This is a genomic window from Clostridium estertheticum subsp. estertheticum (genome assembly GCF_001877035.1).
Classification (GTDB): Bacteria; Bacillota; Clostridia; order Clostridiales; family Clostridiaceae; genus Clostridium_AD; species Clostridium_AD estertheticum.
The window spans coordinates 2,365,050-2,387,339 of the sequence record NZ_CP015756.1; the positions used below are offsets into that span (position 1 = coordinate 2,365,050).

General features: G+C 29.7%; 19 protein-coding genes, 1 rRNA gene and 1 other annotated feature. Of the genes, 13 read left to right on the forward strand and 7 right to left on the reverse strand.

The window, feature by feature from the left end; all coding sequences use genetic code 11:
* The first annotated feature begins 254 nt into the window (after window positions 1-254).
* Both A7L45_RS10875 and A7L45_RS23210 read left to right on the forward strand, forming a co-directional pair.
* Window positions 255-1,774, forward strand: a 16S ribosomal RNA gene (locus A7L45_RS10875).
* Window positions 1,775-2,076: 302 nt separating this feature from the next.
* On the forward strand, window positions 2,077-2,232 hold the full coding sequence (locus tag A7L45_RS23210; protein ID WP_153882462.1) for a hypothetical protein: 156 nt from the start codon (window positions 2,077-2,079) through the stop codon (window positions 2,230-2,232).
* A 73-nt stretch (window positions 2,233-2,305) separates the two neighbouring features.
* On the opposite strand, the gene A7L45_RS10880 is transcribed toward A7L45_RS23210, so the two are convergent.
* From A7L45_RS10880 to A7L45_RS10900, 5 genes are all read right to left on the reverse strand, one after another.
* On the reverse strand, window positions 2,306-2,818 hold the full coding sequence (locus tag A7L45_RS10880; RefSeq protein ID WP_071612791.1) for a tryptophan transporter: 513 nt from the start codon (window positions 2,816-2,818) through the stop codon (window positions 2,306-2,308).
* 133 nt (window positions 2,819-2,951) lie between these two features.
* Window positions 2,952-3,198: a binding site (T-box leader), on the reverse strand.
* A gap of 258 nt (window positions 3,199-3,456) precedes the next feature.
* Entirely contained in the window at window positions 3,457-4,419 is a 963-nt protein-coding gene (gene uvsE, locus A7L45_RS10885; protein WP_071612792.1) for a UV DNA damage repair endonuclease UvsE, read from the reverse strand.
* A gap of 468 nt (window positions 4,420-4,887) precedes the next feature.
* Window positions 4,888-6,213: a sensor histidine kinase gene (locus A7L45_RS10890; protein WP_224616959.1), complete on the reverse strand. Its 1,326-nt coding sequence runs from the start codon at window positions 6,211-6,213 to the stop codon at window positions 4,888-4,890.
* Between the two features lie 145 nt (window positions 6,214-6,358).
* Window positions 6,359-7,042, reverse strand: a complete 684-nt coding sequence (locus A7L45_RS10895) for a response regulator transcription factor (RefSeq protein WP_071612794.1) — start codon at window positions 7,040-7,042, stop codon at window positions 6,359-6,361.
* A gap of 183 nt (window positions 7,043-7,225) precedes the next feature.
* On the reverse strand, window positions 7,226-7,687 hold the full coding sequence (locus tag A7L45_RS10900; RefSeq protein WP_071612795.1) for a DUF4342 domain-containing protein: 462 nt from the start codon (window positions 7,685-7,687) through the stop codon (window positions 7,226-7,228).
* A 280-nt stretch (window positions 7,688-7,967) separates the two neighbouring features.
* Here A7L45_RS10900 and A7L45_RS10905 point away from each other — a divergent pair, with 280 nt between their 5' ends.
* From A7L45_RS10905 to A7L45_RS10950, 9 genes are all read left to right on the forward strand, one after another.
* Window positions 7,968-9,413 carry a DEAD/DEAH box helicase gene (locus A7L45_RS10905; RefSeq protein ID WP_071612796.1) on the forward strand — a complete coding sequence of 482 codons (1,446 nt, stop codon included), beginning with the start codon at window positions 7,968-7,970 and terminating at the stop codon, window positions 9,411-9,413.
* A gap of 467 nt (window positions 9,414-9,880) precedes the next feature.
* On the forward strand, window positions 9,881-10,207 hold the full coding sequence (locus tag A7L45_RS10910; protein WP_071612797.1) for a hypothetical protein: 327 nt from the start codon (window positions 9,881-9,883) through the stop codon (window positions 10,205-10,207).
* Window positions 10,208-10,452: 245 nt separating this feature from the next.
* Window positions 10,453-11,655, forward strand: a complete 1,203-nt coding sequence (locus tag A7L45_RS10915; RefSeq protein WP_071612798.1) for a MerR family transcriptional regulator — start codon at window positions 10,453-10,455, stop codon at window positions 11,653-11,655.
* 128 nt (window positions 11,656-11,783) lie between these two features.
* A complete protein-coding gene (locus tag A7L45_RS10920) occupies window positions 11,784-12,962 on the forward strand; it encodes a DegT/DnrJ/EryC1/StrS family aminotransferase (protein WP_187350238.1) in 1,179 nt (392 codons plus the stop codon).
* Window positions 12,963-12,987: 25 nt separating this feature from the next.
* The gene (locus tag A7L45_RS10925) at window positions 12,988-14,109 is read left to right on the forward strand and encodes a DegT/DnrJ/EryC1/StrS family aminotransferase (RefSeq protein ID WP_071612800.1); all 1,122 of its coding nucleotides are present in this window, start codon (window positions 12,988-12,990) and stop codon (window positions 14,107-14,109) included.
* A 77-nt stretch (window positions 14,110-14,186) separates the two neighbouring features.
* Window positions 14,187-14,387: a hypothetical protein gene (locus A7L45_RS10930; protein ID WP_071612801.1), complete on the forward strand. Its 201-nt coding sequence runs from the start codon at window positions 14,187-14,189 to the stop codon at window positions 14,385-14,387.
* Window positions 14,388-14,585: 198 nt separating this feature from the next.
* A complete protein-coding gene (gene sigY / locus A7L45_RS10935) occupies window positions 14,586-15,116 on the forward strand; it encodes an RNA polymerase sigma factor SigY (protein ID WP_071612802.1) in 531 nt (176 codons plus the stop codon).
* The gene (locus A7L45_RS10940; RefSeq protein WP_071612803.1) at window positions 15,117-15,548 is read left to right on the forward strand and encodes a hypothetical protein; all 432 of its coding nucleotides are present in this window, start codon (window positions 15,117-15,119) and stop codon (window positions 15,546-15,548) included.
* 260 nt (window positions 15,549-15,808) lie between these two features.
* The gene (locus A7L45_RS10950) at window positions 15,809-16,558 is read left to right on the forward strand and encodes a TraX family protein (RefSeq protein WP_071612805.1); all 750 of its coding nucleotides are present in this window, start codon (window positions 15,809-15,811) and stop codon (window positions 16,556-16,558) included.
* A 124-nt stretch (window positions 16,559-16,682) separates the two neighbouring features.
* Here the strand turns inward: A7L45_RS10950 and pdaA are convergent, their stop codons facing one another.
* Window positions 16,683-17,594 (reverse strand): delta-lactam-biosynthetic de-N-acetylase, encoded by a 912-nt coding sequence (pdaA, locus tag A7L45_RS10955; RefSeq protein WP_071612806.1) that lies wholly within the window; start codon window positions 17,592-17,594, stop codon window positions 16,683-16,685.
* Between the two features lie 262 nt (window positions 17,595-17,856).
* Here pdaA and A7L45_RS10960 point away from each other — a divergent pair, with 262 nt between their 5' ends.
* Window positions 17,857-19,356, forward strand: coding sequence for a S24 family peptidase (locus A7L45_RS10960; protein ID WP_071612807.1), 1,500 nt, complete (start codon window positions 17,857-17,859; stop codon window positions 19,354-19,356).
* A 110-nt stretch (window positions 19,357-19,466) separates the two neighbouring features.
* On the opposite strand, the gene A7L45_RS10965 is transcribed toward A7L45_RS10960, so the two are convergent.
* Window positions 19,467-20,282: a hypothetical protein gene (locus A7L45_RS10965; protein WP_084647437.1), complete on the reverse strand. Its 816-nt coding sequence runs from the start codon at window positions 20,280-20,282 to the stop codon at window positions 19,467-19,469.
* Window positions 20,283-21,243: 961 nt separating this feature from the next.
* On the opposite strand from A7L45_RS10965, the gene A7L45_RS10970 reads away from it, so the two are divergent.
* On the forward strand, window positions 21,244-22,290 hold the full coding sequence (locus A7L45_RS10970; protein WP_071612808.1) for a carbamoyl phosphate synthase small subunit: 1,047 nt from the start codon (window positions 21,244-21,246) through the stop codon (window positions 22,288-22,290).

The window sequence follows — 22,290 nt, forward strand, 5'->3', positions numbered from 1 at the left end:
ATTGACATGAATAAAGTTAGCTGATATACTTTAAAAAGTAGTCACATGGTGACGAATATATATAGTTTTTATCGGTCTTTGAAAATTAAACAGAAAAATAGGTAAAGAAATGAAATAATATTTTATTTTAACCAGTCAATTACTTTAGTAAAAGTAATATTTTAGTCGTAAGACTAAAAAGTATGTAATGAGCTTGCGAAGCAACTTAACAGTTGTCGCAGATTAATTATTTCAACTAAAAAAGTGTAAACTTTTAAATTGAGAGTTTGATCCTGGCTCAGGACGAACGCTGGCGGCGTGCCTAACACATGCAAGTCGAGCGATGATTCGCCTCCTCGGAGGCGTTAATTAGCGGCGGACGGGTGAGTAACACGTGGGTAACCTGCCTCAAAGAGGGGAATAGCCTCCCGAAAGGGAGATTAATACCGCATAATATGTTTTGATCGCATGATCTTAACATCAAAGGAATTCTTCGGAATTTCACTTTGAGATGGACCCGCGGCGCATTAGCTAGTTGGTGAGGTAAAGGCCCACCAAGGCAACGATGCGTAGCCGACCTGAGAGGGTGATCGGCCACATTGGAACTGAGACACGGTCCAGACTCCTACGGGAGGCAGCAGTGGGGAATATTGCGCAATGGGGGAAACCCTGACGCAGCAACGCCGCGTGAATGATGAAGGCCTTCGGGTTGTAAAGTTCTGTCTTCTGGGACGATAATGACGGTACCAGAGGAGGAAGCCACGGCTAACTACGTGCCAGCAGCCGCGGTAATACGTAGGTGGCAAGCGTTGTCCGGATTTACTGGGCGTAAAGGATGCGTAGGCGGATATTTAAGTCAGATGTGAAATACCCGAGCTTAACTTGGGTGCTGCATTTGAAACTGGGTGTCTAGAGTGCAGGAGAGGTAAGTGGAATTCCTAGTGTAGCGGTGAAATGCGTAGAGATTAGGAAGAACACCAGTGGCGAAGGCGACTTACTGGACTGTAACTGACGCTGAGGCATGAAAGCGTGGGGAGCAAACAGGATTAGATACCCTGGTAGTCCACGCCGTAAACGATGAATACTAGGTGTCGGGGGTCGAACCTCGGTGCCGCCGTTAACACATTAAGTATTCCGCCTGGGGAGTACGATCGCAAGATTAAAACTCAAAGGAATTGACGGGGGCCCGCACAAGCAGCGGAGCATGTGGTTTAATTCGAAGCAACGCGAAGAACCTTACCTAGACTTGACATCCCTTGCATAACTCAGAGATGAGTGAAGTCCTTCGGGACAAGGTGACAGGTGGTGCATGGTTGTCGTCAGCTCGTGTCGTGAGATGTTGGGTTAAGTCCCGCAACGAGCGCAACCCTTATCATTAGTTGCTACCATTAAGTTGAGCACTCTAGTGAGACTGCCCGGGTTAACCGGGAGGAAGGTGGGGATGACGTCAAATCATCATGCCCCTTATGTCTAGGGCTACACACGTGCTACAATGGTGAGTACAAAGAGATGCAAGACCGCAAGGTGGAGCCAAACTCAAAAACTCATCCCAGTTCGGATTGTAGGCTGCAACTCGCCTACATGAAGCCGGAGTTGCTAGTAATCGCGAATCAGCATGTCGCGGTGAATACGTTCCCGGGCCTTGTACACACCGCCCGTCACACCATGAGAGTTGGTAACACCCGAAGTCCGTGAGGTAACCGTAAGGAGCCAGCGGCCGAAGGTGGGATCGATGATTGGGGTGAAGTCGTAACAAGGTAGCCGTAGGAGAACCTGCGGCTGGATCACCTCCTTTCTAGGGAGTAGATGTATTGACTTCGGTCGATGCAATAGAAGAATTTAATTATTCTTCAAAATATCTATTGTAATTACTCGTTCCTATTTTTCTGTTTAATTTTGAGAGACTAATAATAAAAATGTAATGAGCGATTATAAACACTTTTAGTGATTATAATTGCTCATTTTTTTTTAAGTAAAATTACAATTATTTTTTTAAAAATGATTTGAGGCTATATATTTTTTTAATTTTTGCAAATACTATAGGCAAGAGATACAATAAATATTTTGTATTCAAAATAGGTAGGAGGAGATGTTATTTTGGAGAATGATAGTAATAAAAAAGTAAGTAAAGAAAAACAATATGTAGAGAAGAAAAATGGAGATATGAAAACTTTTGTAAGTGAAGTTCAGGAGTTTAACAAGCCAGAAAATTATGATGATGCATTTAAGGAGTATTATCCTGAGCAAGACTAGAATGGTTAATTAAAGAATCAAGCTCTATTATGGAGCTTGATTCTTTAACATTTTATAGCATATTTTTTTAGAGTTAAAAATTTATAAATTTACTTTTTAATGCTGGGTTTGTTGCAATAAGTTTATGAATAGAAAATCCGACAAAACAATTAAATACAGATGTAGGAAGTACTATTGATACAAAGAGTGCTAAAAAGGGTGCAGGCAAACCAAATAGAAAGAGAGCTGAGCTTAAAAAAATACTACCACTTACTATAGTTCCAAGAAAATAAATACTTGACAATTTAAGTGAAGAATTAGATTTTAGGCTTTTATAGATAAAATATACACTTATTGAAGTTAATGTTTTATCTATAACGCTAGGTAGTTGACCGCCTGGAAAAGTGGTGGTTAAAGCACATAAAACACCGGCAACTATTCCTGTTATTAACGCTATTTTAAAGTCTTTTGTAATTGTTATGGATAAAATCATAAATACCAATAATAAATCTGGTTTCATACCTAAAAATATACCGGGTGTAATTTGATGCAATATAAGACCTATTGCCAGTAATAGAGAGGTTATTATTATTTTATTTGTTTTCATAAAAAGCATCCCCTTTTCAAAATAATTAAGATTTATTTGTTTTAATATTATTTCAGAAGCTAGTATCTTTCAGCACATCAAATTGATCACCACCTTTATATTAATTATTAAAATAAAAAAAACCTCCGCCCTATATTAGGGCGAAGGATATTCGCTGTACCACCTAAATTATGCTGAAAAATAAGCATATTTTATATTTCGAGTACTAAAATACTCTAGCCCTTTTAACAGTGGGCATCCGGTAACTACTACACTCAAGATTTGAGTTCGGGTTACTTCTAGCAGGTCCATTCACTAAAGTTATCAATACTGAGATTACACTATCCTCAGCTCTCTGAAATTGCATTACTTTAATTACTCTTCCTGTTCAGTGAATTTATAATATAATTAATAACTTTACTTTGACAAGTCATTAAATTCTATAAGATTATAGAAATTATAACACCTATATTAGTAATTGTAAATATATTTTTTTGAGTTTATAAAATACAGGAATCAATTTAATCAATCGGTACTAACATGCCTCCAACAATATTTATTCCTCTTTTATATTTAAATGCATTATAAGTGATTTTACATAAGAAAAAAGAGGTTAACAATGGAAATATTGCTAACCTCTTTTTTTTTGTAGAAGTATTTTATTGAAATTCTATGGTAGTTTTATCAAGCCAAGTCCATTCTGGTTTAAATACTTTTACATCTTCTAGAAGTTGGAAGAAAGCCACATCGGCTAGTTTTGCTTCTATTAGTACATCAAAATCTATTCCTAAAGGAATGCACTTCTCAATAAATTCAATGAATGATGCCGCATCAAGGTTATCAGCGTGTTTTTTATCCTTTTCACCGGTTTTTGGACTAGAAAAATGTACCTTAGGTGGTAAAGGCTGACCTTCCCAAGTAGCGAATATATCTTTTAACATAGGTTCTAGGTCGTCACCGCCATTGTTGCAATTATGATGGTGTACATCTAGTACCATAGGTGCCTTTATTTCTTGGCAGATATTTAATACTTCTTTTGTAGTAAAGCTTTTATCATCATTTTCAAATATTAGCATATCTGTTATTTCTTTTGGTAAGTTATTAAAATTCTTAAAGAATCTTTCTGTAGCAGCAAGTTTTCCGCCTTCCTTACCCCCGATATGTAATACCATTTTTCCTAAAGGATAATTAATATCTTTAAAAAGATTTGCATGAAACTGTAAACTTTTTATAGTGCTTTTTATTACTTCTTCCTTAGAACTGTTTATAACATTAGATTCATCTGGATGAGTATCTACCCTTAAATTATTATTGTTAATATAATTTCCGAGCCATTCAAAATCCATTTTTAAAATTCTTCTAAACTCCCAATTAGTAACTTCTGGATGTATTGCTAAAGGTATTAAAGCGGAAGTTATTCTATAAAAGTGGACATCATTTTTTACAGTGTATTCCAATATTTTATGCAAATCATTAACGTTTGAAACTGCTACCTTTTGTAGCTTTTCAAGCTTATCCCTATCAGTTGATTGTTTTGTATATGTAGAAAAAGTTACAGTGCTTGCTGAAGTTATTTTAGCTGATTTTAATGCTGTAGCCACATATCCTAATCTTATTTGCATAATATCACTCCTCATATAATATAGTTATACCATTGAATAAAAATTAAAACTTTTTTAATAATTAATATTCATTAATACATTTAAATTGTAGTACTATCATATCAAAATCTATTCTATAAATTAAAATATACTTTAATTTGTATGATCTTATGGCTATCATATTATCTATAATAAAGTTAATTTACAAATATTGTATGTTAAATATTGAGTAAAGGTCAGAAAACTTACTGGCGAGATAGTTTCCTATTAATCTCCATAATGTAAAAACAAATACAATATTTTAAATGATTCTTAAGAATACTTTATTAAATAAATATAATGTCTAAATAGATTTAAGAACGAACCCAAATTTAATCATATCACATAACTATAGGGTATGTAAAACAATATACACATAATTGAATAAATATTTGCATAGTGGGGGAGGTTTATTGAGAAAAAATTTAAAAAAACCTTAAAACATGAATATTATTCCTTTTTCATTGGAACCCCGATAGTTATTTTTGTGCCCATTTCAAGTTTGCTTTCTACTAGAATTGATCCATTATGTTTGCCTATAATCCATTTTGAGATAGACAGACCAAGGCCTGTTCCACCACTTTCTTTCGCTCTTGATTTATCACACCTATAAAATCTAGTGAAAATATGTGGAAGATCGTTTTTCGCGATACCAATGCCTGTATCTATAATTTCAATTGTTAAATTACTCTTTTTGATATAACTATTTAATTTTATAGTTCCGCCAATTGGTGTATACTTAATACTATTATCAATGAAAATTCGTAATGCTTGTTTTAATAAATTTTTATCTGCATAAATAGATAATTCTTCATTAATATCACTTGAAATTTCATGGTTTACATCAATTAGTTTAGTCTCCTTTATGATTTCATTTATTAATTCATTTATACAAAAATCTTCCTTATAAATTTTTTGTGTTTTCTTATCACTTCTTGCAAGGAAAAGAAGCTTCTCTACTAGTTGCTGCATATTGTAAGACTCACTTTTAATAGCTGTAATTGATTCGTCGAGTACTGCTTTATCATCTTTTCCCCAACGGTATAACATATTAGCATAACCTTGTATAACTGCAATAGGTGTTCTAAGTTCGTGAGATGCATCTGATACAAATTGATTTTGCATTTCATAGGAACTTTGAATCCGATCTAGCATCTCATTAAAAGTTTCTGCTAGTTGTTTTAATTCATCGTGAGAAGTGCTAACATTTAGCCTTTTTTCCAAAGCATTAATTGAAATAGCTCTTGTTGCTTTCGTCATGTTTTTTATAGGTAAAAGCATTTTTTTACTAGCTCTAGAACCAAAACCTAATGTAATAATTAAAGAAAATAAATTTACAATAAAAATAATTGCTGCGAAAATAGCCAAATATTCATTTTCTTTATTTAAAGTTTTAGAAGTTTGAAGGAAAAAGATTTTATTATTAAGTTTATATTTAGTGTTAACAAAAATAAATTGTTGGTTTAGGTCAGTGATTACTGGGCTAGCTTTGGTATCCTTATGGAAAGATATATCCTTTTTATCGTTTTTACTGGAATAAACAAGATTTTCATTCTCATCAAATACACTTAAGGTAACATATTCTATATTAGCAAAAGCACTATAATTAAAACTCTGAAGACCTTTGTCTGATTTTGCATAACTAATAGCTACTGTGCTATATTTAGTAAGGTCGCTTTGTGCTTCATTAATTAAAAAGGCCCTAAATCCAATAATTAAACTAACACTTAATATAAGCAGTGTACTAGAAAAAATGAAAGTATACACTGCAGTCATCTTAAAACTAATTGAAAACCTTAGTCTCTTATGAATTGTGTCTGCTAATTTTCTTAATAATTTGGGTGTAAAATTTAATATTATTATGAGCATTCTTAAGAGTAATCTGAAACATTTTATTATGATTTTAAAGATAAATCGTAAATTATTCATCTTTTAAAAGATATCCCACCCCTCGCACTGTATAAATAAATTTCTTGCTAAATCTATCATCTATTTTACTTCTTAAATATCTTATGTATACATCTACTACATTAGTATCACCCATATACTCATATCCCCATACTATATCTATAATTTTGTTTCTAGTAAGTACAATATTTTTATTATCTACTAGTAGTTTCAGCAAATCAAATTCTGTCTTAGTTAGATCTATAGAGTTGTTATTAAAACTAACCATATGCTGATCTAAGTCTATTATTAATTCTCCAACAGATAGTATATTTGAACTTTTATTTACTTGCATGTTCTTTTTTAATGCTGTTCTTATTCTTGCAAGTAATTCTTCAATTGCAAAAGGTTTAGTCATATAATCATTTGCACCTATGTCAAGGCCAGTAACTTTGTCCATTATCTCATCTTTCGCTGTAAGCATTATGATTGGGATATCTGATACTTGCCTTAGTCTTCTTAACACTTCTAGACCGTTTAAGGAAGGTAACATAATATCAAGAAGTATAAGATCAAATGCTTCATTCATAGCCTTATCTAAACCCTCACGTCCATCATGGCTTTGTGAAACTATATAACCTTCATACTTTAGCTCGAGTTCAAGAAATCGTGCTATTTTTACCTCATCTTCAATTATTAAAATCTTTTGTTCATTCATATATAACTATACCTCCAAAACATATTATATTAATCTACATTATAATTTTCTTATCAAATTATTAATTTTTTAATAATAGTATTATTATATATTATTTTGAATATAATTGCATATAATCAGACTTATGTAATAAATTTTTTTTAAAAAATAACCTACATTAGAAAAATGTAGGTTATTTTAAATTTATTCAGTTTTCAGTTCCTCGTTAATTTTTGTAGTTACCTTATTAACAACAACAGACACTTTATCAAAGATTTTGTTCACCTGGGAATCCTCATTGTTTTTCTTTACAATTCTTATTTTGTGATTAGTTATTACTGCGAGTATTAATCCTACAATTACTATTGGGGCAGCTGAGATAGCTATAATAACAGCTAGTGTTACGCAGATATTTAAAACCACATTATCATTTTTTTTGATTATTAATTTTGTTTCATTGCCTTTTTTTATAAGTGATTTTACATTTTTGAAAAATGTATTGTCATTACAAGGTTTATCATCTGGCTTAATTTTGTTTTGTTTTTCAAGATATATTAAGGATTTGATTAGATTACCCTCGTTTTGCTCCAAGGCATTTTTGGCATCCTCATAACTTACATTTGCTCTTTTTCTTAATTCATCAATTTGTTCTAAATCTATTGACATATTTATTCCTCCCTTTTTAATTTGGTAGATACAACTTTTATGTCACTGTAGCTGTTTATTTGTTTTCTATGTCTTTATTATAAGACACCAGAATTAAAGTATTATTAGTAAAAGATTAGAATTTCATTAGAATATATCAATGTTAAATAAACAAATTTATAGTATTTTAAAAATTATAATATGAATTATGGTCTTAATCATGGTATAATATAGACTTATGAGCTAAAAATTCAGTTAAGGTATACTTAAAATTATATATGAAACAAGAGAGGAAGTTAAAATGAGTAACATGAAATTTGAGGAATTTAAAATCAGTGAAGAAATATTAAAAGCAATTAAAAATTTAGAATATAAAAAACCTTCAGATGTACAAGAAGCTGTAATCCCTATAGCTCTTGAAGGCAGAGATATTATAGTGAAATCACAAACTGGTAGTGGAAAAACAGCTGCATTCGCTATACCCCTTTGCGAAAGTGCTGATGTTGGAGAAACGCAGCCACAAGCTTTAGTATTAACACCTACTAGAGAACTAGCACTTCAGGTAAGTCAAGATATAACAAACATAGGCAGATATAAAAAGATTAGAGCAATAGCTGTTTTCGGTAAGCAACCAATAGAAACGCAAAAGAAACAACTTAAGCAAAGAGTACATGTAGTAGTAGGTACACCAGGAAGAACTCTTGACCATATTGAAAGAGGTACTATTAATTTGGAAAAGATAAAATACCTAATATTAGATGAAGCAGATGAAATGCTTAGCATGGGCTTTATAGAACAAGTTGAAGAAGTTATTAAGGCTGTCCCTAAAAATAGAGTTACTATGTTATTTTCAGCAACAATCCCGGAGTCTATTGAAGCAATTTGTAAGCAATATATGGTTAACCCTGTTAAAGTAGAAATAAATCCTGAAAAGTTAACAGTTGAGAAAATAGATCAAATATGTTATGAGGTAGATGAGGATAAAAAGTTCAGTCTACTTAAGAGATTGCTTTATATTGAAAATCCAGATTCTTGTATTGTATTTTGCAGAACAAAAGAAAATGTTGACGAAATTACTGTTCAAATGAAGAACCGTCATTATTCATGTATTAAGATACATGGAGGTATGATACAAAATGATAGATTAGATGCTATGGAGAGATTTAGAAAAGGCGAATTTAGATTCTTGGTGGCTACAGATGTTGCCGCAAGAGGAATAGATGTTGAAAATATAACCCATATTATAAATTATGATTTACCACTTGAAAGAGGTAATTACGTACATAGAATAGGTAGAACAGGGCGTGCTGGAAAAAAAGGAAAAGCTATAACTTTTGTTACTCATAATGAAAATAGATTCTTAAAGGCTATAGAACAATATATTGGTATGGAGATACCAAAAGGGTCAATTCCAACAAAGGAAGATTCAGAGCCCTTTAGAGTAGCATTTTATGAAAAACATGATGCTAAACCTATTATTAAAAAGACTAAATTATCGAATTTCAATAGTGATATAATGAAAATGTATATCAGTGCAGGAAAAAAGAAAAAAATAAGGACTCTAGATATTGTAGGTACTATTTGCAATATAGAAGGAGTTAGTTCTGATGACATAGGTATTATAGATATTCAAGATAGTTTTTCACATGTAGATATTATGAATGGAAAAGGTGACTTAGTGTTAAAATCCCTTAAAAATGGTACAATAAAAGGAAAAACTATTAGGGCTCAGAAGGCTAATAAATAGTATTTAATATGTAATCCAAAATAGAAATGAGATAGATAAATTAATTATCTATCTCATTTTTATTTTGGAAAATTTAAATAAATAATAAGCATTTGAATATCATAGTGTATTAATATATGCTAGAATATTTATATATAATACTACATTTATGAATATTTTTTAATAATTTGTAAAGTATATATTTGATTAGAATTATTTTACAAAAACATATTTATATAAGGAAATATGTTTTCTTATTTTTTATATTTTAAGTGATAACATACGTTCTAATTTGAAAGAATATCCATAAAGTTATAATATTATTTATAAATATAATTCAAATTTTCTTTGATATGTGTTAAAATGTTAAAGTTGTGGAAAAGATTTGTTAAAGGGTGATTTTTTTAAATAAACAACTAGGATTTATAGAATATATTAATTGTAATATATATGATAAATAATATTACCTGTTAAAAAGGAGAGCTAAAATGAAAACATTTCAAGATTTAGTAAATGAGACTTTAGATGTCCAAGATTTAGAAGAATTAGAATCGGCAGCAGATTTATTTCAGTTTGGTATTGAAAAAGGATATTATAATAAACGTCAAGCGGATCAATTTAACGTTACCTATTGGAAAATGAAAAATAAGTGCTTGGCTTATGAAGTTGCCAAAGAAATAAAAGGTAATAAATTAGATATAATTACTATGGTTACTAGTGCTCCAACGGAAATAAAAGATAATATACGAGAACTTACTAATTATGTGAATGGTCGAGTTAAAGCTTTGAAGGGCAAAATGAATGGTATTAGATAGTAGTGATATTTTATAAATAAGAATGTTAAGAACAGAGGTATATATTGTTATAATTAAGTAATTATAATAGTATATACCTCTGTCTATATAATCCTGAACTTTAAAACAAGAATTGATTTTATAAAAGTTCTTTAAATGTTCAAAAAAACTATTGCATATGACGTAACGTAATGTGTTAATATACTTATAAAGCCATCAATTAAATATGGTTATTGATCAAATGTCCATAATTAGGAGTGATCATATTGGAAAAGAATGAACCCGATTTTTTTACAATTGGTGTATTCGCAGAAAAAGCCGGTGTTACCTTAAGAACACTTAGGTATTACGATAAAATCGCCTTAATGAAACCAAGTTCATATAGCGAAGCGGGGCACAGATTATATAGCAATCAGGATTTTGCAAGGCTTCAGCAAATTTTGACTTTGAAGTTTATTGGATTTTCTCTAGATGATATCAAGCAAATAGCGCAAAGTGATGTGACCGATAAAAACTTTGTGAAATCTTTGGAAATACAAAAAAAGATTATGAAGCAAAGAGTTCAGCATACTTTAATGGTAATTAAGGCAATTGATGAAGCAATTGAAATGGAGAATAAAGCAGATGTAAGTTGGGATAAGTTTACCAACATTATAAATGTTATAAATTCTGACAAAAAATTACTTGAGCAGTATGAAAATGCCTCGAATTTAAGGGCTAGAATGAATATCCATGAGAGGTTTAGTGTAAATAAATATGGATGGATGAAATGGTATTTCGAAAAACTAAATCTACCTAATAAGTCCACAATTCTTGAACTTGGATGTGGTGATGCTAGTTTATGGAAAAAAAATAAAGATAACCGTCCTAAAGAACTCGATATAACATTGAGCGATTTTTCTAAAGGAATGTTAAATGATGCTAAGGTAAACTTAGGCAAAGAGTCTGAAAATTTCAAGTTTCAAATTATAGATGCAGAGGATATACCCTGTGGTGATTGTAGTTTTGACATTGTAATTGCAAACCATATGCTTTATCATGTGGAGAATATAGGTAAAGCATTGTCTGAAATATACAGAGTATTAAAACCTGGGGGATGTTTTTATTTCTCAACAGTTGGAGAAAATCATATGATTGAAATTAGAGATATAATGATTAAATTTAAATCAGAAACAATGGATATTAGAAGTTCTGATATTACTTCAAGGTTTAAACTCGAAAATGGCATTGAAAAACTAGAAAAATTGTTTGATAATATAGAAATGAAAAGATATAAGGATAATTTAATTGTAACAGAAGCTACACCTATTATTGATTATATTTTTTCAATGCCTGGTAATGTAAAGCAAAGTTTTAACAAGGAAAGACTTTATGAACTTACTAAATATTTAGAAGAGAGAATTGCTACAGAAGGTGGAATATATATAACTAAGGATACTGGCTTTTTTAAGGGTCAGAGAGGTTTGTAATTTTAGAATTCATGAAAACTACGCTTTTTTCTTTTGCTTCTTAATTGTAAGATTAAAGCTAGAAATAAATAAGATAATAATTATTGTTTACAATAAAATTAAATATGAAAGGTCGGATATATATGAAAATAAAGAATATTCCTTTCTCACCACCAGACATAACAGATGTAGAGAAAAAACTTGTAATGGAGGTTTTAGATTCAGGTTGGGTTACAACAGGACCTAAGACTAAAGAGTTTGAAGATAAGATCGCTAACTATTGTGATGCAAATAATGCTGTAGCTCTTGCAAGTGCAAGTGCATGTTTAGAACTTATATTAAAGGTTTATAACATTTGCGAGGGTGATGAGGTTATTACAACACCTTACACATATACAGCGACATCAAATGTAATACTTCATAGAGGCGTTAAACCAACATTTGTAGATGTTAAAAAAGATAGTTTTCTAATAGATGAGCAAAAATTAGCTATGGCAATTACACCAAAAACGAAAGCAATAATAACTGTAGATATCGCAGGAGTTCCTGTTGATTATGATGCTATAAGGTCAATTCTTAAAGCTAAAAATAGAGAAGATATTATATTTATATCGGATTCAGCTCACTCTTTCGGTGGAATATATAAGGGTAAAAAAGTTGGAGCACAAGCTGATTTTAATGTCTTTTCATTCCATGCAGTAAAAAATTTAATAACTGCAGAAGGCGGGGCAATTGCTTTTAATGATAATAAATTTAAAGGTAAGGAAGATTTAGTAAAAGAATTTAAAATAACTTCACTTCAAGGTCAGTCAAAAGATGCTTTGGCTAAGATGAAGGCAGGGGCTTGGAAATATGACATCATCACAGATGGTATGAAATGCAATATGACAGATATAAATGCAGCTATAGGTCTTGGACAACTTGGAAGATATGAAGCAATGATTACAAGGCGTAAAGAAATCTTTGCGATATATACTAAAGCTCTTAGCACTAAAGATTGGGCAATTATCCCTTTTACAAAGGATGAAATTAGAGAGACTTCATATCATTTATATACATTAAGGTTAAAAGGATTCAAGGAAGCACAAAGAGATGAGTTAATACAAAAGCTTGCAGATATAGGTATAGCTACTAATGTTCATTTTACGCCTTTACCAATGTTTACACTTTATAAAAATCTTGGTTATTCTATAAATGATTATCCAAATGCATATAATCAGTATGCCAATGAAATAACACTTCCAGTATACTCAACACTTAAACTAGAGGATGCAGAGTACGTTGTAAACAATGTAATAAAATGCGCAGAAGCAATAATAGCTAAATAATAAAGATTAAAATGGAGGCCATATTATGAAAGTTAAATTTTTTACACCAACAAGAGAATATCAAGAGAAAAAATCAGAATTCGACAATGCTGTTCTAGGATTTATGGAAAGAGGAGTATCAATGCTTGGTAAAGAAGTAACTGACTTTGAAGAATCAGTTAAAGAATTTACTGGAGCTAAATATGCAATTGGTGTTGCATCAGGTACAGATGCCTTAGTAATGGCATCTGACATACTTGGGTTTAAAGAGGGAAAGGAAGTAATAACTTCACCATTTACTTTCTTAGCTTCTGCCTCTTGCATAGCAAAAAATGGCGCAAAACCTGTATTTGTTGATATTGAAGAAGAAACTTTTGGTATAGATGCCAGCAAAATCGAAGAAAAAATAACAAAGGATACTGTAGGAATTCTTCCAATCCATTTATTTTCACAAATGAGTGATATGGATAAAATTATGGATATAGCGAGTAGACACAAGTTAAGAGTTCTTGAAGACTCAGCGGAATCTTTTGGTATGAGATGGAAAGGTAATGGAGCTGACTATAAACATGCAGGTACAATAGGCGATTTTGGCGTATTCTCATTTTTCCCAACAAAGACTTTAGGAGCATATGGCGATGCAGGCATGATAGTAACCAATGATGAAAACTTAGCGAACCTTGCTAAGATGTATAGAGTTCATGGAGCGTCTAAAAAATATCATTATGATTTTATTGGATATAACTCAAGACTAGATGCAATTCAAGCATCTATATTACAAGTTAAAATTAAGTATATAAAAGATGCAATTAAAAAAAGAGATCATATTGCAAAATTATATATGAAAAGGTTACAAGAATGCGAGTTTATTAAAATACCTAAAATAATAGGTAATCAGGAATCAGTTTATTATGCATTTAATATATTAGCTGATAGACGTGATGAGCTTTCGGAATATTTGAAAGCAAATGAAATAGGAACTAGTATTTATTATCCAATCCCACTTCATCTTCAAAAATGTTTTGCGTACCTCGGATACAAAAAAGGAGATTTCCCAATAGCTGAAAAAACATGTGAGAGCATAATTGCACTTCCTATATATCCAGAAATAACTGAGGAAGAAGTAGAATTTGTTTGTCAAACTATTAAGGAATTCTATAAAAAATAGATTATAGTGATGTTAATGTTATTATAGTAGAACATTTGTTAACATAATCTAAGATGAAGAGTCATAAGGAGAACATTATGGATAATGAAATAAAAGAAATGCTAATAGAAATGCAAAAAGATATTAAAGATATTAGCTTAAGGCTAAAAAATGTTGAAAATAATCAAGCAAATGTAGCAAATGCTGAACACAAAAATTGGCATATGTTAGCAGATAAATTAGGACAATATGATTTAATATTACATAAAATTTATGGGAAAAAGGCTTCTGATAAATAGAAATAGTAAATCATAAAACCATAAATAAAATAGTAGGGAGGACACTAAGAGGTGACCTCCCTACTATTTTTCTTACATTAGTAAAGGCTATGCATGGATACGGAATAATGTAGGAGATTTAAAATAACAAATAATTATAAATATAATGAACTTTTTAGTGTATTTCTTCGTTAAAGGGTTGTTAGGGGTGATTATTATTTGGATGAGGTAGAACTTATTAATAAAGCTAAGAATGGAAATAAGAGCGCATTAAATACCCTTTTAAAAGATAATCTTAATATTTTAAAAGGGTATGTTATTAAAATGGTAGGAGACCCCTATTTAGCACAAGATATTATTCAGGATACATTGCTCAAAGCTGTACTTAATATAAACAAGTTTGAGCCTAAGGCTAAATTTTCTACCTGGTTAATAAAAATAGCTACTAATGTTTACAGAGATTATTTAAGAAAAAATAAAAGGTTTAAGTTATCAGACGAGGTTTTAGTTGATAATGCTATGAAATTGGAGGACATTGTAATACAAAATTATGAGTATAAAGAGATAATGAAAATAATCTTAGCGTTACCCTACGAGAAAAGGGTCGTATTTATTTTAAAACACTATTATGGTTATAAGTATGTGGAAATATCAGAAATTATAAATTGTCCCCTTGGGACAGTTCGATCAAGACTTCATAATGCGGTCAAATATATAATAAACGAAATTGAGAGAAAGGAGATAATATAAATGAGGGATTCGGTTAGTAATAAAAATTCTTTATCTGATAAAGTTAAAAACTCTTTAATTAATGAATTGTACATTGAAGATCAGAAGAATGTAGATAAAGATATAGAGTATAGTGATGAAGCTTTAGATTTTAAAAACAAACTAAATTCTGCAGCTATAAAAATGAATGTGCTAAATGATGATATATTTGATTTTAATATAGATACCTTAGGAATAATAGAGAAAGGAGATTCTATAAAAGAAATCAGGACGGCTAGCAAAGAATTTATTTTGTTTATATTATCATCTTTTATAATTGTTTCCTTATATGCAATAGCAATAATTAAAATAGATTATAGGATATTAATTATATCTCAAATTTTTATAGCAATCATTGCTCCTTGTATAATAATACCTATTTCAGTTGCCAAAAGAAAAGAGAGTGAATTTTAGTGGGTATTTCAAAAATGAAATTAATTTTAATACTAACGATAGCTATTCCTATTGTATTAATGGAAGGGGCTTGGGTATTTCGTGATGCAAGAAAACGCGGAGATAAATACTATTGGTTTTGGGGGATTTTTGCATCTTTAAATACAAGTAATCTTTTTATTTATTTATTAATAACACGGGTAATATTAAAACATAATAAGGAAAAGCTATGAAATAAATGCTATAATCAAATGAATATGTATTTATTGGGGGTGGTATTTATGACAACTAGCATGTTAAAATTTATTGCATGTATATTAATGCTAATTGATCATATAGGGGCAGTGATTTTCCCAAAGGTAATAATCCTTAGAATGATAGGTAGATTATCATTTCCTATATTTGCTTATTTGATTGCTGTAGGATATTCTAAAACAAATTCGTTTTATAGGTATTTATATAGGCTTTTGATATTTGCAGCAGCATCTCAAGTACCATTTTCATTAGTTTTTAGTGAGCAAATTAAAATTCATAGTTTCTTTGACTTTTTAACCTTCCTTATGGGTAGTCCAAATCTACATTTAAATATTTTCTTTACTTTAGCGATTGGGCTAATTGCAATCCGTATATGGGACAAAGGGGAGTCAAAGTCTTTTAAAATAATAAGTGTTTTAGCATTGGGCATAATAGCTCAAACTTTTAATACAGACTATGGATTTTATGGAATTACTATTATATTATCTTTTTATATTTTTAGAGATAGCAAAGTTAAAATACTTATATCGCAAGTTATTGTATACTTAGTATTTAACGCATCAGGAATTTTGTTATATGTGTTTGAATTTCAAGGTAAAACCATAAATCCTAGTTCGTTTATTCAAATATTATCACTTTTATCATTAATTTTTATATTTAAATATAATGGTAAGAAGGGTAAAGATTTAAGATATGCTTTTTATGTATTTTATCCAATGCATTTATTAATATTAGGTTTAATAAAAATAATGCTTGATCTTAATAAAATTCTATAATACTGATATATTGTTTAAATACAAATACTACAATTTATATTAATTTTAATAAATTGTAGTATTTAGAATCGTTAAAATACATTATATTACTAAAAAAAATAAATTATATCACCATATGTGATAATTAATTTTTAATAGGCAATTCATCTAAGCTTTTTAATACGTAACCTTGCTTCTCCCACTGCGTTATCACATCATCTAATATTTCAGCATTGGTTTTTGATACTGCGTGTAGCAACATAATTCCGCCATTGTGGGTTCTTTGCATTATACGTTTTTTTGCATCTTCATGTGATGGTTGTTTATCTGTAAGCCAATCCATATAAGCAAAACTCCAAAATATAGTTTTATATCCATAGTTTTTAGTGTATAGGAGGGATAATTCACTATATTTACCCATAGGAGGTCTAAAATACTTGGACATTTTTTTGTGAGTAATACTTTCAAAAACATCTTCTACATCAGATAATTCTTTATCAAATTTTACCTCATCTTTTATAGAGGCCATTGAGAGATGATGATTACTATGATTACATACTAAGTGACCTTCAGTTACCATTCGTTTGATTAGGTCTGGACTAGAAGTAATATATGGCTTTACTACAAAAAATGCTGCTTTTACATTATGCTTTTTCAAAACATCTAGTATTGGAGCAGTATATCCAGCTTCATAACCTTCATCAAATGTTAAATATAATACTTTTTTTGATGTATCGCCTAAATGAAAACAATCATATTTAGATATAAGTTGACTAGTTTCTTTAGGACCATCAGGTGGAGTATTGTCGTTTTTAGGCTGAAAATACCAACTATATTCTTTAGTACTTACTCCATCAGGCGTTTTATTATTAAATACATTTTTAAATGAATTTAATATACCGTGTGTTTTTGTATCAACAAATTTATTATATCTAATAGATTCAGTTTTTGAATTTTCACTTGGAATTTTTTTTAAGCCTTTACTACAACAAACACCTGTAAAACTATTAGCTACAATAGTTGAAGAAATAATAAGACTCATCATTTTTACATTCATATAAATCACCTCTAATTTGTTATATTTAGATAAGTTAATTATTTAATATATTACTTATTATGCTCAGTAAATGCGTTAAGATATTCATAAATCCAATGTTGTTATATTGGTAATTTTTCAATTTTTTGATTAGTTTATTTGAATTTGTATTTTATATATAAAGAAGTGAAATTGCAAAATTTTATAAGTTAATCAATAAAAGTTTTACTTTAAAGGGGATATTATTGTATAATATTATTATAACGACAGTGGAGGTGATTAAATGGAACTAGGTTTAAAACAACATAGAATGATTCATAGCAAACCCTCAAGATATAGTTTAATTAGAGGTGCTAAAGGAACAGGCAAAACTACTGCAGCCATTTATAGAAGCCTCTATTTAAAAAATAACTATTGTTTATACGATGATGATAAAGTATTAATTCTTACATCTAATGAAGAGGATATAAATTCCATTAAAAATACATACATAGCGGCACAGGAAGAAACTAGATTCGAGTATTTAAGCATATTTTCTAATGAAAAAATAAAACCCCAAGTGCTTACATTAGAAAGTATTATGTATAAATATTTTTTGAAATATGAAGATAGATATAAATTAAAAAAAGAAATAATTATAGAGAATGATAAGAAGAAAATTATGAAAGATTGTATATTGAAAGTTAAGGAGAATTATCCAAGATTAAGAATACTACAGATCGATTATACTCAGTTTTTTATAGATGAGGTAAAGTGGATTAAAAGTTGTAATTACTTGGAAGCCGATTTGTATCTACAAGTGAATAGAACAGGAAGAAAATGTGAAAAAGGCCAAGGTCCCCAAAGGATTAATAAAAATTCTACTGCTAGAAAAGCGATATATGAACTTATGATTATGTATAATGAAAAGCTTAATTTAAAAAACTTCGTTGATGACGAAGATGTTAATATATATGCACTAAAAATGTTAGAGTCTGTTTCAATGGGCAAGTATACTCATATTATAATTGACAAAAGTAATAATTTAACTAAGGTGCAATTGGAGTTTATTAATACTCTTTATAAACAAAAATCTTATTCTACTATGACATTTCTTATTGATATAGATGGAGAATATAATGCTAATTCATGGATGATAAAAGGCAAAAAAGTTAATATTAGGCCTCTAGGAGAAAAAGTAAAATCATATATATTTAGAAATAATTATGAATCTCAAGAAAAACCTATGGAAACCAATGAGAATATAATAGTTAACAATTTGAATGTTGATGATCTAGAGAATTTTCAATATTGTGATATAAGACATGGCAGAGCATATGACTTTATGAGGGATTACAGTAGAATATCTGATATTATAGTAAATGATGAAAAAGGTGACTATGAGTACATAAATGAGGAATTAGTGGAACTTCCTGTATACAGTGATATAGCAGCAGGGGAACCTATACAGATTAATTCTGAAATAGAAGGTAATTTCTACATTCCAAAGTATTGGTTAAAGGGAATTAAGAATCCTTTTATTTTAAAAGTTAAAGGTGATAGTATGATCGGAGCTAACATAGATGATGGGGATTATGTGGTTATACGACAGGAACAAGCAGCAAACAATAAGGATATTGTTGCAGTAGATATAGGTGGAAATGCTACTCTAAAGAGACTTTCTATAGGTCGTGATAGAATATTACTAATGCCTGAAAATGAAAAATATAAACCTATTATTATTGATAGTGAAGATACATATATTATAGGTATAGCTATTGGAATTATAAAACATAAGAATTAATTTTTTTGTTTCAGATATACACGACTCTTTATTTTATTAAAAAAACCTAATAAAAATAATACCCAAGGATATCCTTGGGTATTATTTTTACTAGGTTCGTTAAAAATATTTTATTTTCTAATGAAAAAGCTAAATTTATCTTTATCAGTAGTATCAATAGATAAATTCCTTTTATGAAGTATATTACCAAATTCTTCGATTTGTCCATCACATATGTTAGCATAATCAGTCTTGCCTTCTTTTACCCAACCCATAAATATGTACGCATGAGAAGGTGTACCGACTTTGTCTGGCATATCTGTAGTGAAACATATATCACCCTTTTTCAACTTCGATACGTCGCGGTTCTTTTTCCAATCCATAGATATTAAGGATGCCATCAATTGTTTAACAGTTGTTGTTTCTGCAGGAATAGCGTAGGTATTAGATCTTAAAATTTCAGATAAGAGGTATACGTTAATTCCCTTTTTGCTTCCGTGATTTAATGTAATTGCTTTTTTTAAAAGCGAGGCTCTGTTAGCTTCGACATTTAAATATTCATAAACATTAGTAGGAGCAATAATAGGTTTAGTGGCGTCAGCAGCAACAGGAGTAGTATCAGAACTTTTTGTAACTGGTTTATTTACAACTACATCTGTTTTGGGTTTCATGAATGAAGTGTTCATTAAAATAGAAAATATAATTATAGACGCTATAACTATTCCTAGCCCTATAACTACTACGTTATTTTTAAACTCATTTTTGTCTGCAATATCCTGCATTTCTTTTATGTATTTTTTATTTTCCGGATCATCTTTCAACTTGTTTGATGCACCATACCCAGTTTTAGAGTTATAATTTTCCGATTTGTCGTCATTCGAATATAATTCATTTATACTTTCACTATTATCCTTATTTTCTTCATTTTTTACGTCATCTTTATTCATATTTTTCTGCTCAGAAATATAGGTGCAAATCTTAGTATTAACCTATATTTTTGCAGCACCTCCCTTTGTATTATATTAATTATATTAAAGCCTTAACTATAAATATTATTCATTTTAATTGATCTATTATATCATATTATTTATATCACCCACTTTTAACACTATAAGTATAACATATGGTGAGGTATTTGGGAGCTATTTGTTAAAGTTCAAAATAATTTAATAATTTATGTAATTTATTACATTTTGTTATCCATTTATGTAATATAAGCGTGGTTTAATTTTTTTATATACAATTTGAAACATATATTTGTAGTATAATATACTTAATATTTAATAAGTGAGGGATTCATTGTGCCTATAAAAATAATAACAGATAGTACTACATATATAATTATAACATCTAAACATTCATAAAACAGAGAAGTGTTATGGAAAGATCTTAGTATAATTATACATAAAAAACCCTAAATTATGGTTTTTGTATTTCCCATTCCTATTTTTAAAAAATCGCGTTAAATCCTTATCTATTCTATGGTCAAGGTGTATTGAAGTGATTTGCAAATACTAATCAATATAGCTATCCATTATTGATTTTGAATAAAGTTGCAATTAAATTTTATAATTATACATTGACAAATCGTAAAATTTACATTAGAATAAGAAGAAATTACAAATTAAACAAAGGTACACTTTTAAGTTAGCTCTGTGAGGCTAGGAAGGAGTATAGATAATTATGGCATGTGTTATTTATTCTGTCAATTTTAAATTTAATATTTTTAAATATAATGCAGCTGCTGCTTTGTGCAATAAAGCTGTAAGTATATTTTTTATTTCATTAATAAATGCGTTTACCATATTAATAAAGATAACAGAGTGATTATTTTAATAGTTGCTTTGTTATCTTTATTAATATACTTGGAATAATATGTACTTTTATGCAATTTAAGGAGGATTTAATATGAAAGGTAAGTTGATTTTAGAAAATGGAATAATCTTTGAAGGTAATTTGTTTGGATATTTAGAGGAAAGTGTTGGAGAAGTGGTTTTTAATACAGGTATGACTGGATATGAAGAAATTTTAACGGATCCATCTTATTATGGCCAAATAGTAACTATGACTTATCCACTTATCGGGAATTACGGAATTAATTTAGAAGATGTAGAATCAAAGTCTCCCAAGGTGAAAGGTTTTATTGTCAGAGAAAAATGTGATTATCCTAGTAACTGGAGATGCGAAATGGATCTTGAAGGATATTTTAAACAAAATAAAATAATAGGACTTGAAGGTATTGATACAAGAGCATTAACAAAAATACTTAGAGAAAATGGAACTATGAAAGGAATCATAGCGACTACAGAGCTTACAAAAGATGAAATAGATCAAAAACTTATGAATTTTAGTAATAGTAATGCAGTAATGAAGGTTACAACAAAGAAGTGTTATACAATTGAGGGTAGTGGACAACATGTAGCTATTGTAGATTTTGGAATAAAAGAGAACATACTTAGGTCGTTTAAAAAAAGAAATTGTAAACTAACAGTTTTTCCAGCAGATACTACGGCGGAGCAAATATTAAACGTTAACCCAGATTTGGTGTTTTTATCAAATGGACCTGGTGACCCAAAAGATTTACAAGATGTTATTAAAATGATAAAAGAGATTATAGGTAAAAAGCCTATAGTAGGAATATGTCTAGGACATCAACTTTTAGCATTAGCCCTTGGTGGGGAAACGGCAAAACTTAAATTTGGTCATAGAGGATGTAATCATCCAGTTAAAGATATAGAAGAGAATAAGGTTTATATTACATCACAGAACCATGGTTATTATGTACGCAAACTTCCTGAAAATATGAAGGTTACACATGTTAGTGTAAATGATGGAACCATAGAGGGAATGAGACATAAAAGTCTTCCGATATTTAGCGTTCAGTTTCATCCGGAAGCCTGCCCTGGACCAAGGGATATAGATGTGATTTTTGATAAATTTCTTTCATTTATATAG

Coding starts and splice junctions, on each gene's coding strand:
- A7L45_RS10880 (WP_071612791.1), bottom strand. CDS start 2,818: ATGAAAACAAATAAAATAATAATAACCTCTCTATTACTGGCAATAGGT.
- uvsE (WP_071612792.1), bottom strand. CDS start 4,419: ATGCAAATAAGATTAGGATATGTGGCTACAGCATTAAAATCAGCTAAA.
- A7L45_RS10890 (WP_224616959.1), bottom strand. CDS start 6,213: ATGACTGCAGTGTATACTTTCATTTTTTCTAGTACACTGCTTATATTA.
- A7L45_RS10895 (WP_071612794.1), bottom strand. CDS start 7,042: ATGAATGAACAAAAGATTTTAATAATTGAAGATGAGGTAAAAATAGCA.
- A7L45_RS10900 (WP_071612795.1), bottom strand. CDS start 7,687: ATGTCAATAGATTTAGAACAAATTGATGAATTAAGAAAAAGAGCAAAT.
- A7L45_RS10905 (WP_071612796.1), top strand. CDS start 7,968: ATGAGTAACATGAAATTTGAGGAATTTAAAATCAGTGAAGAAATATTA.
- A7L45_RS10910 (WP_071612797.1), top strand. CDS start 9,881: ATGAAAACATTTCAAGATTTAGTAAATGAGACTTTAGATGTCCAAGAT.
- A7L45_RS10925 (WP_071612800.1), top strand. CDS start 12,988: ATGAAAGTTAAATTTTTTACACCAACAAGAGAATATCAAGAGAAAAAA.
- A7L45_RS10930 (WP_071612801.1), top strand. CDS start 14,187: ATGGATAATGAAATAAAAGAAATGCTAATAGAAATGCAAAAAGATATT.
- A7L45_RS10940 (WP_071612803.1), top strand. CDS start 15,117: ATGAGGGATTCGGTTAGTAATAAAAATTCTTTATCTGATAAAGTTAAA.
- A7L45_RS10950 (WP_071612805.1), top strand. CDS start 15,809: ATGACAACTAGCATGTTAAAATTTATTGCATGTATATTAATGCTAATT.
- pdaA (WP_071612806.1), bottom strand. CDS start 17,594: ATGAATGTAAAAATGATGAGTCTTATTATTTCTTCAACTATTGTAGCT.
- A7L45_RS10960 (WP_071612807.1), top strand. CDS start 17,857: ATGGAACTAGGTTTAAAACAACATAGAATGATTCATAGCAAACCCTCA.
- A7L45_RS10965 (WP_084647437.1), bottom strand. CDS start 20,282: ATGAATAAAGATGACGTAAAAAATGAAGAAAATAAGGATAATAGTGAA.
- A7L45_RS10970 (WP_071612808.1), top strand. CDS start 21,244: ATGAAAGGTAAGTTGATTTTAGAAAATGGAATAATCTTTGAAGGTAAT.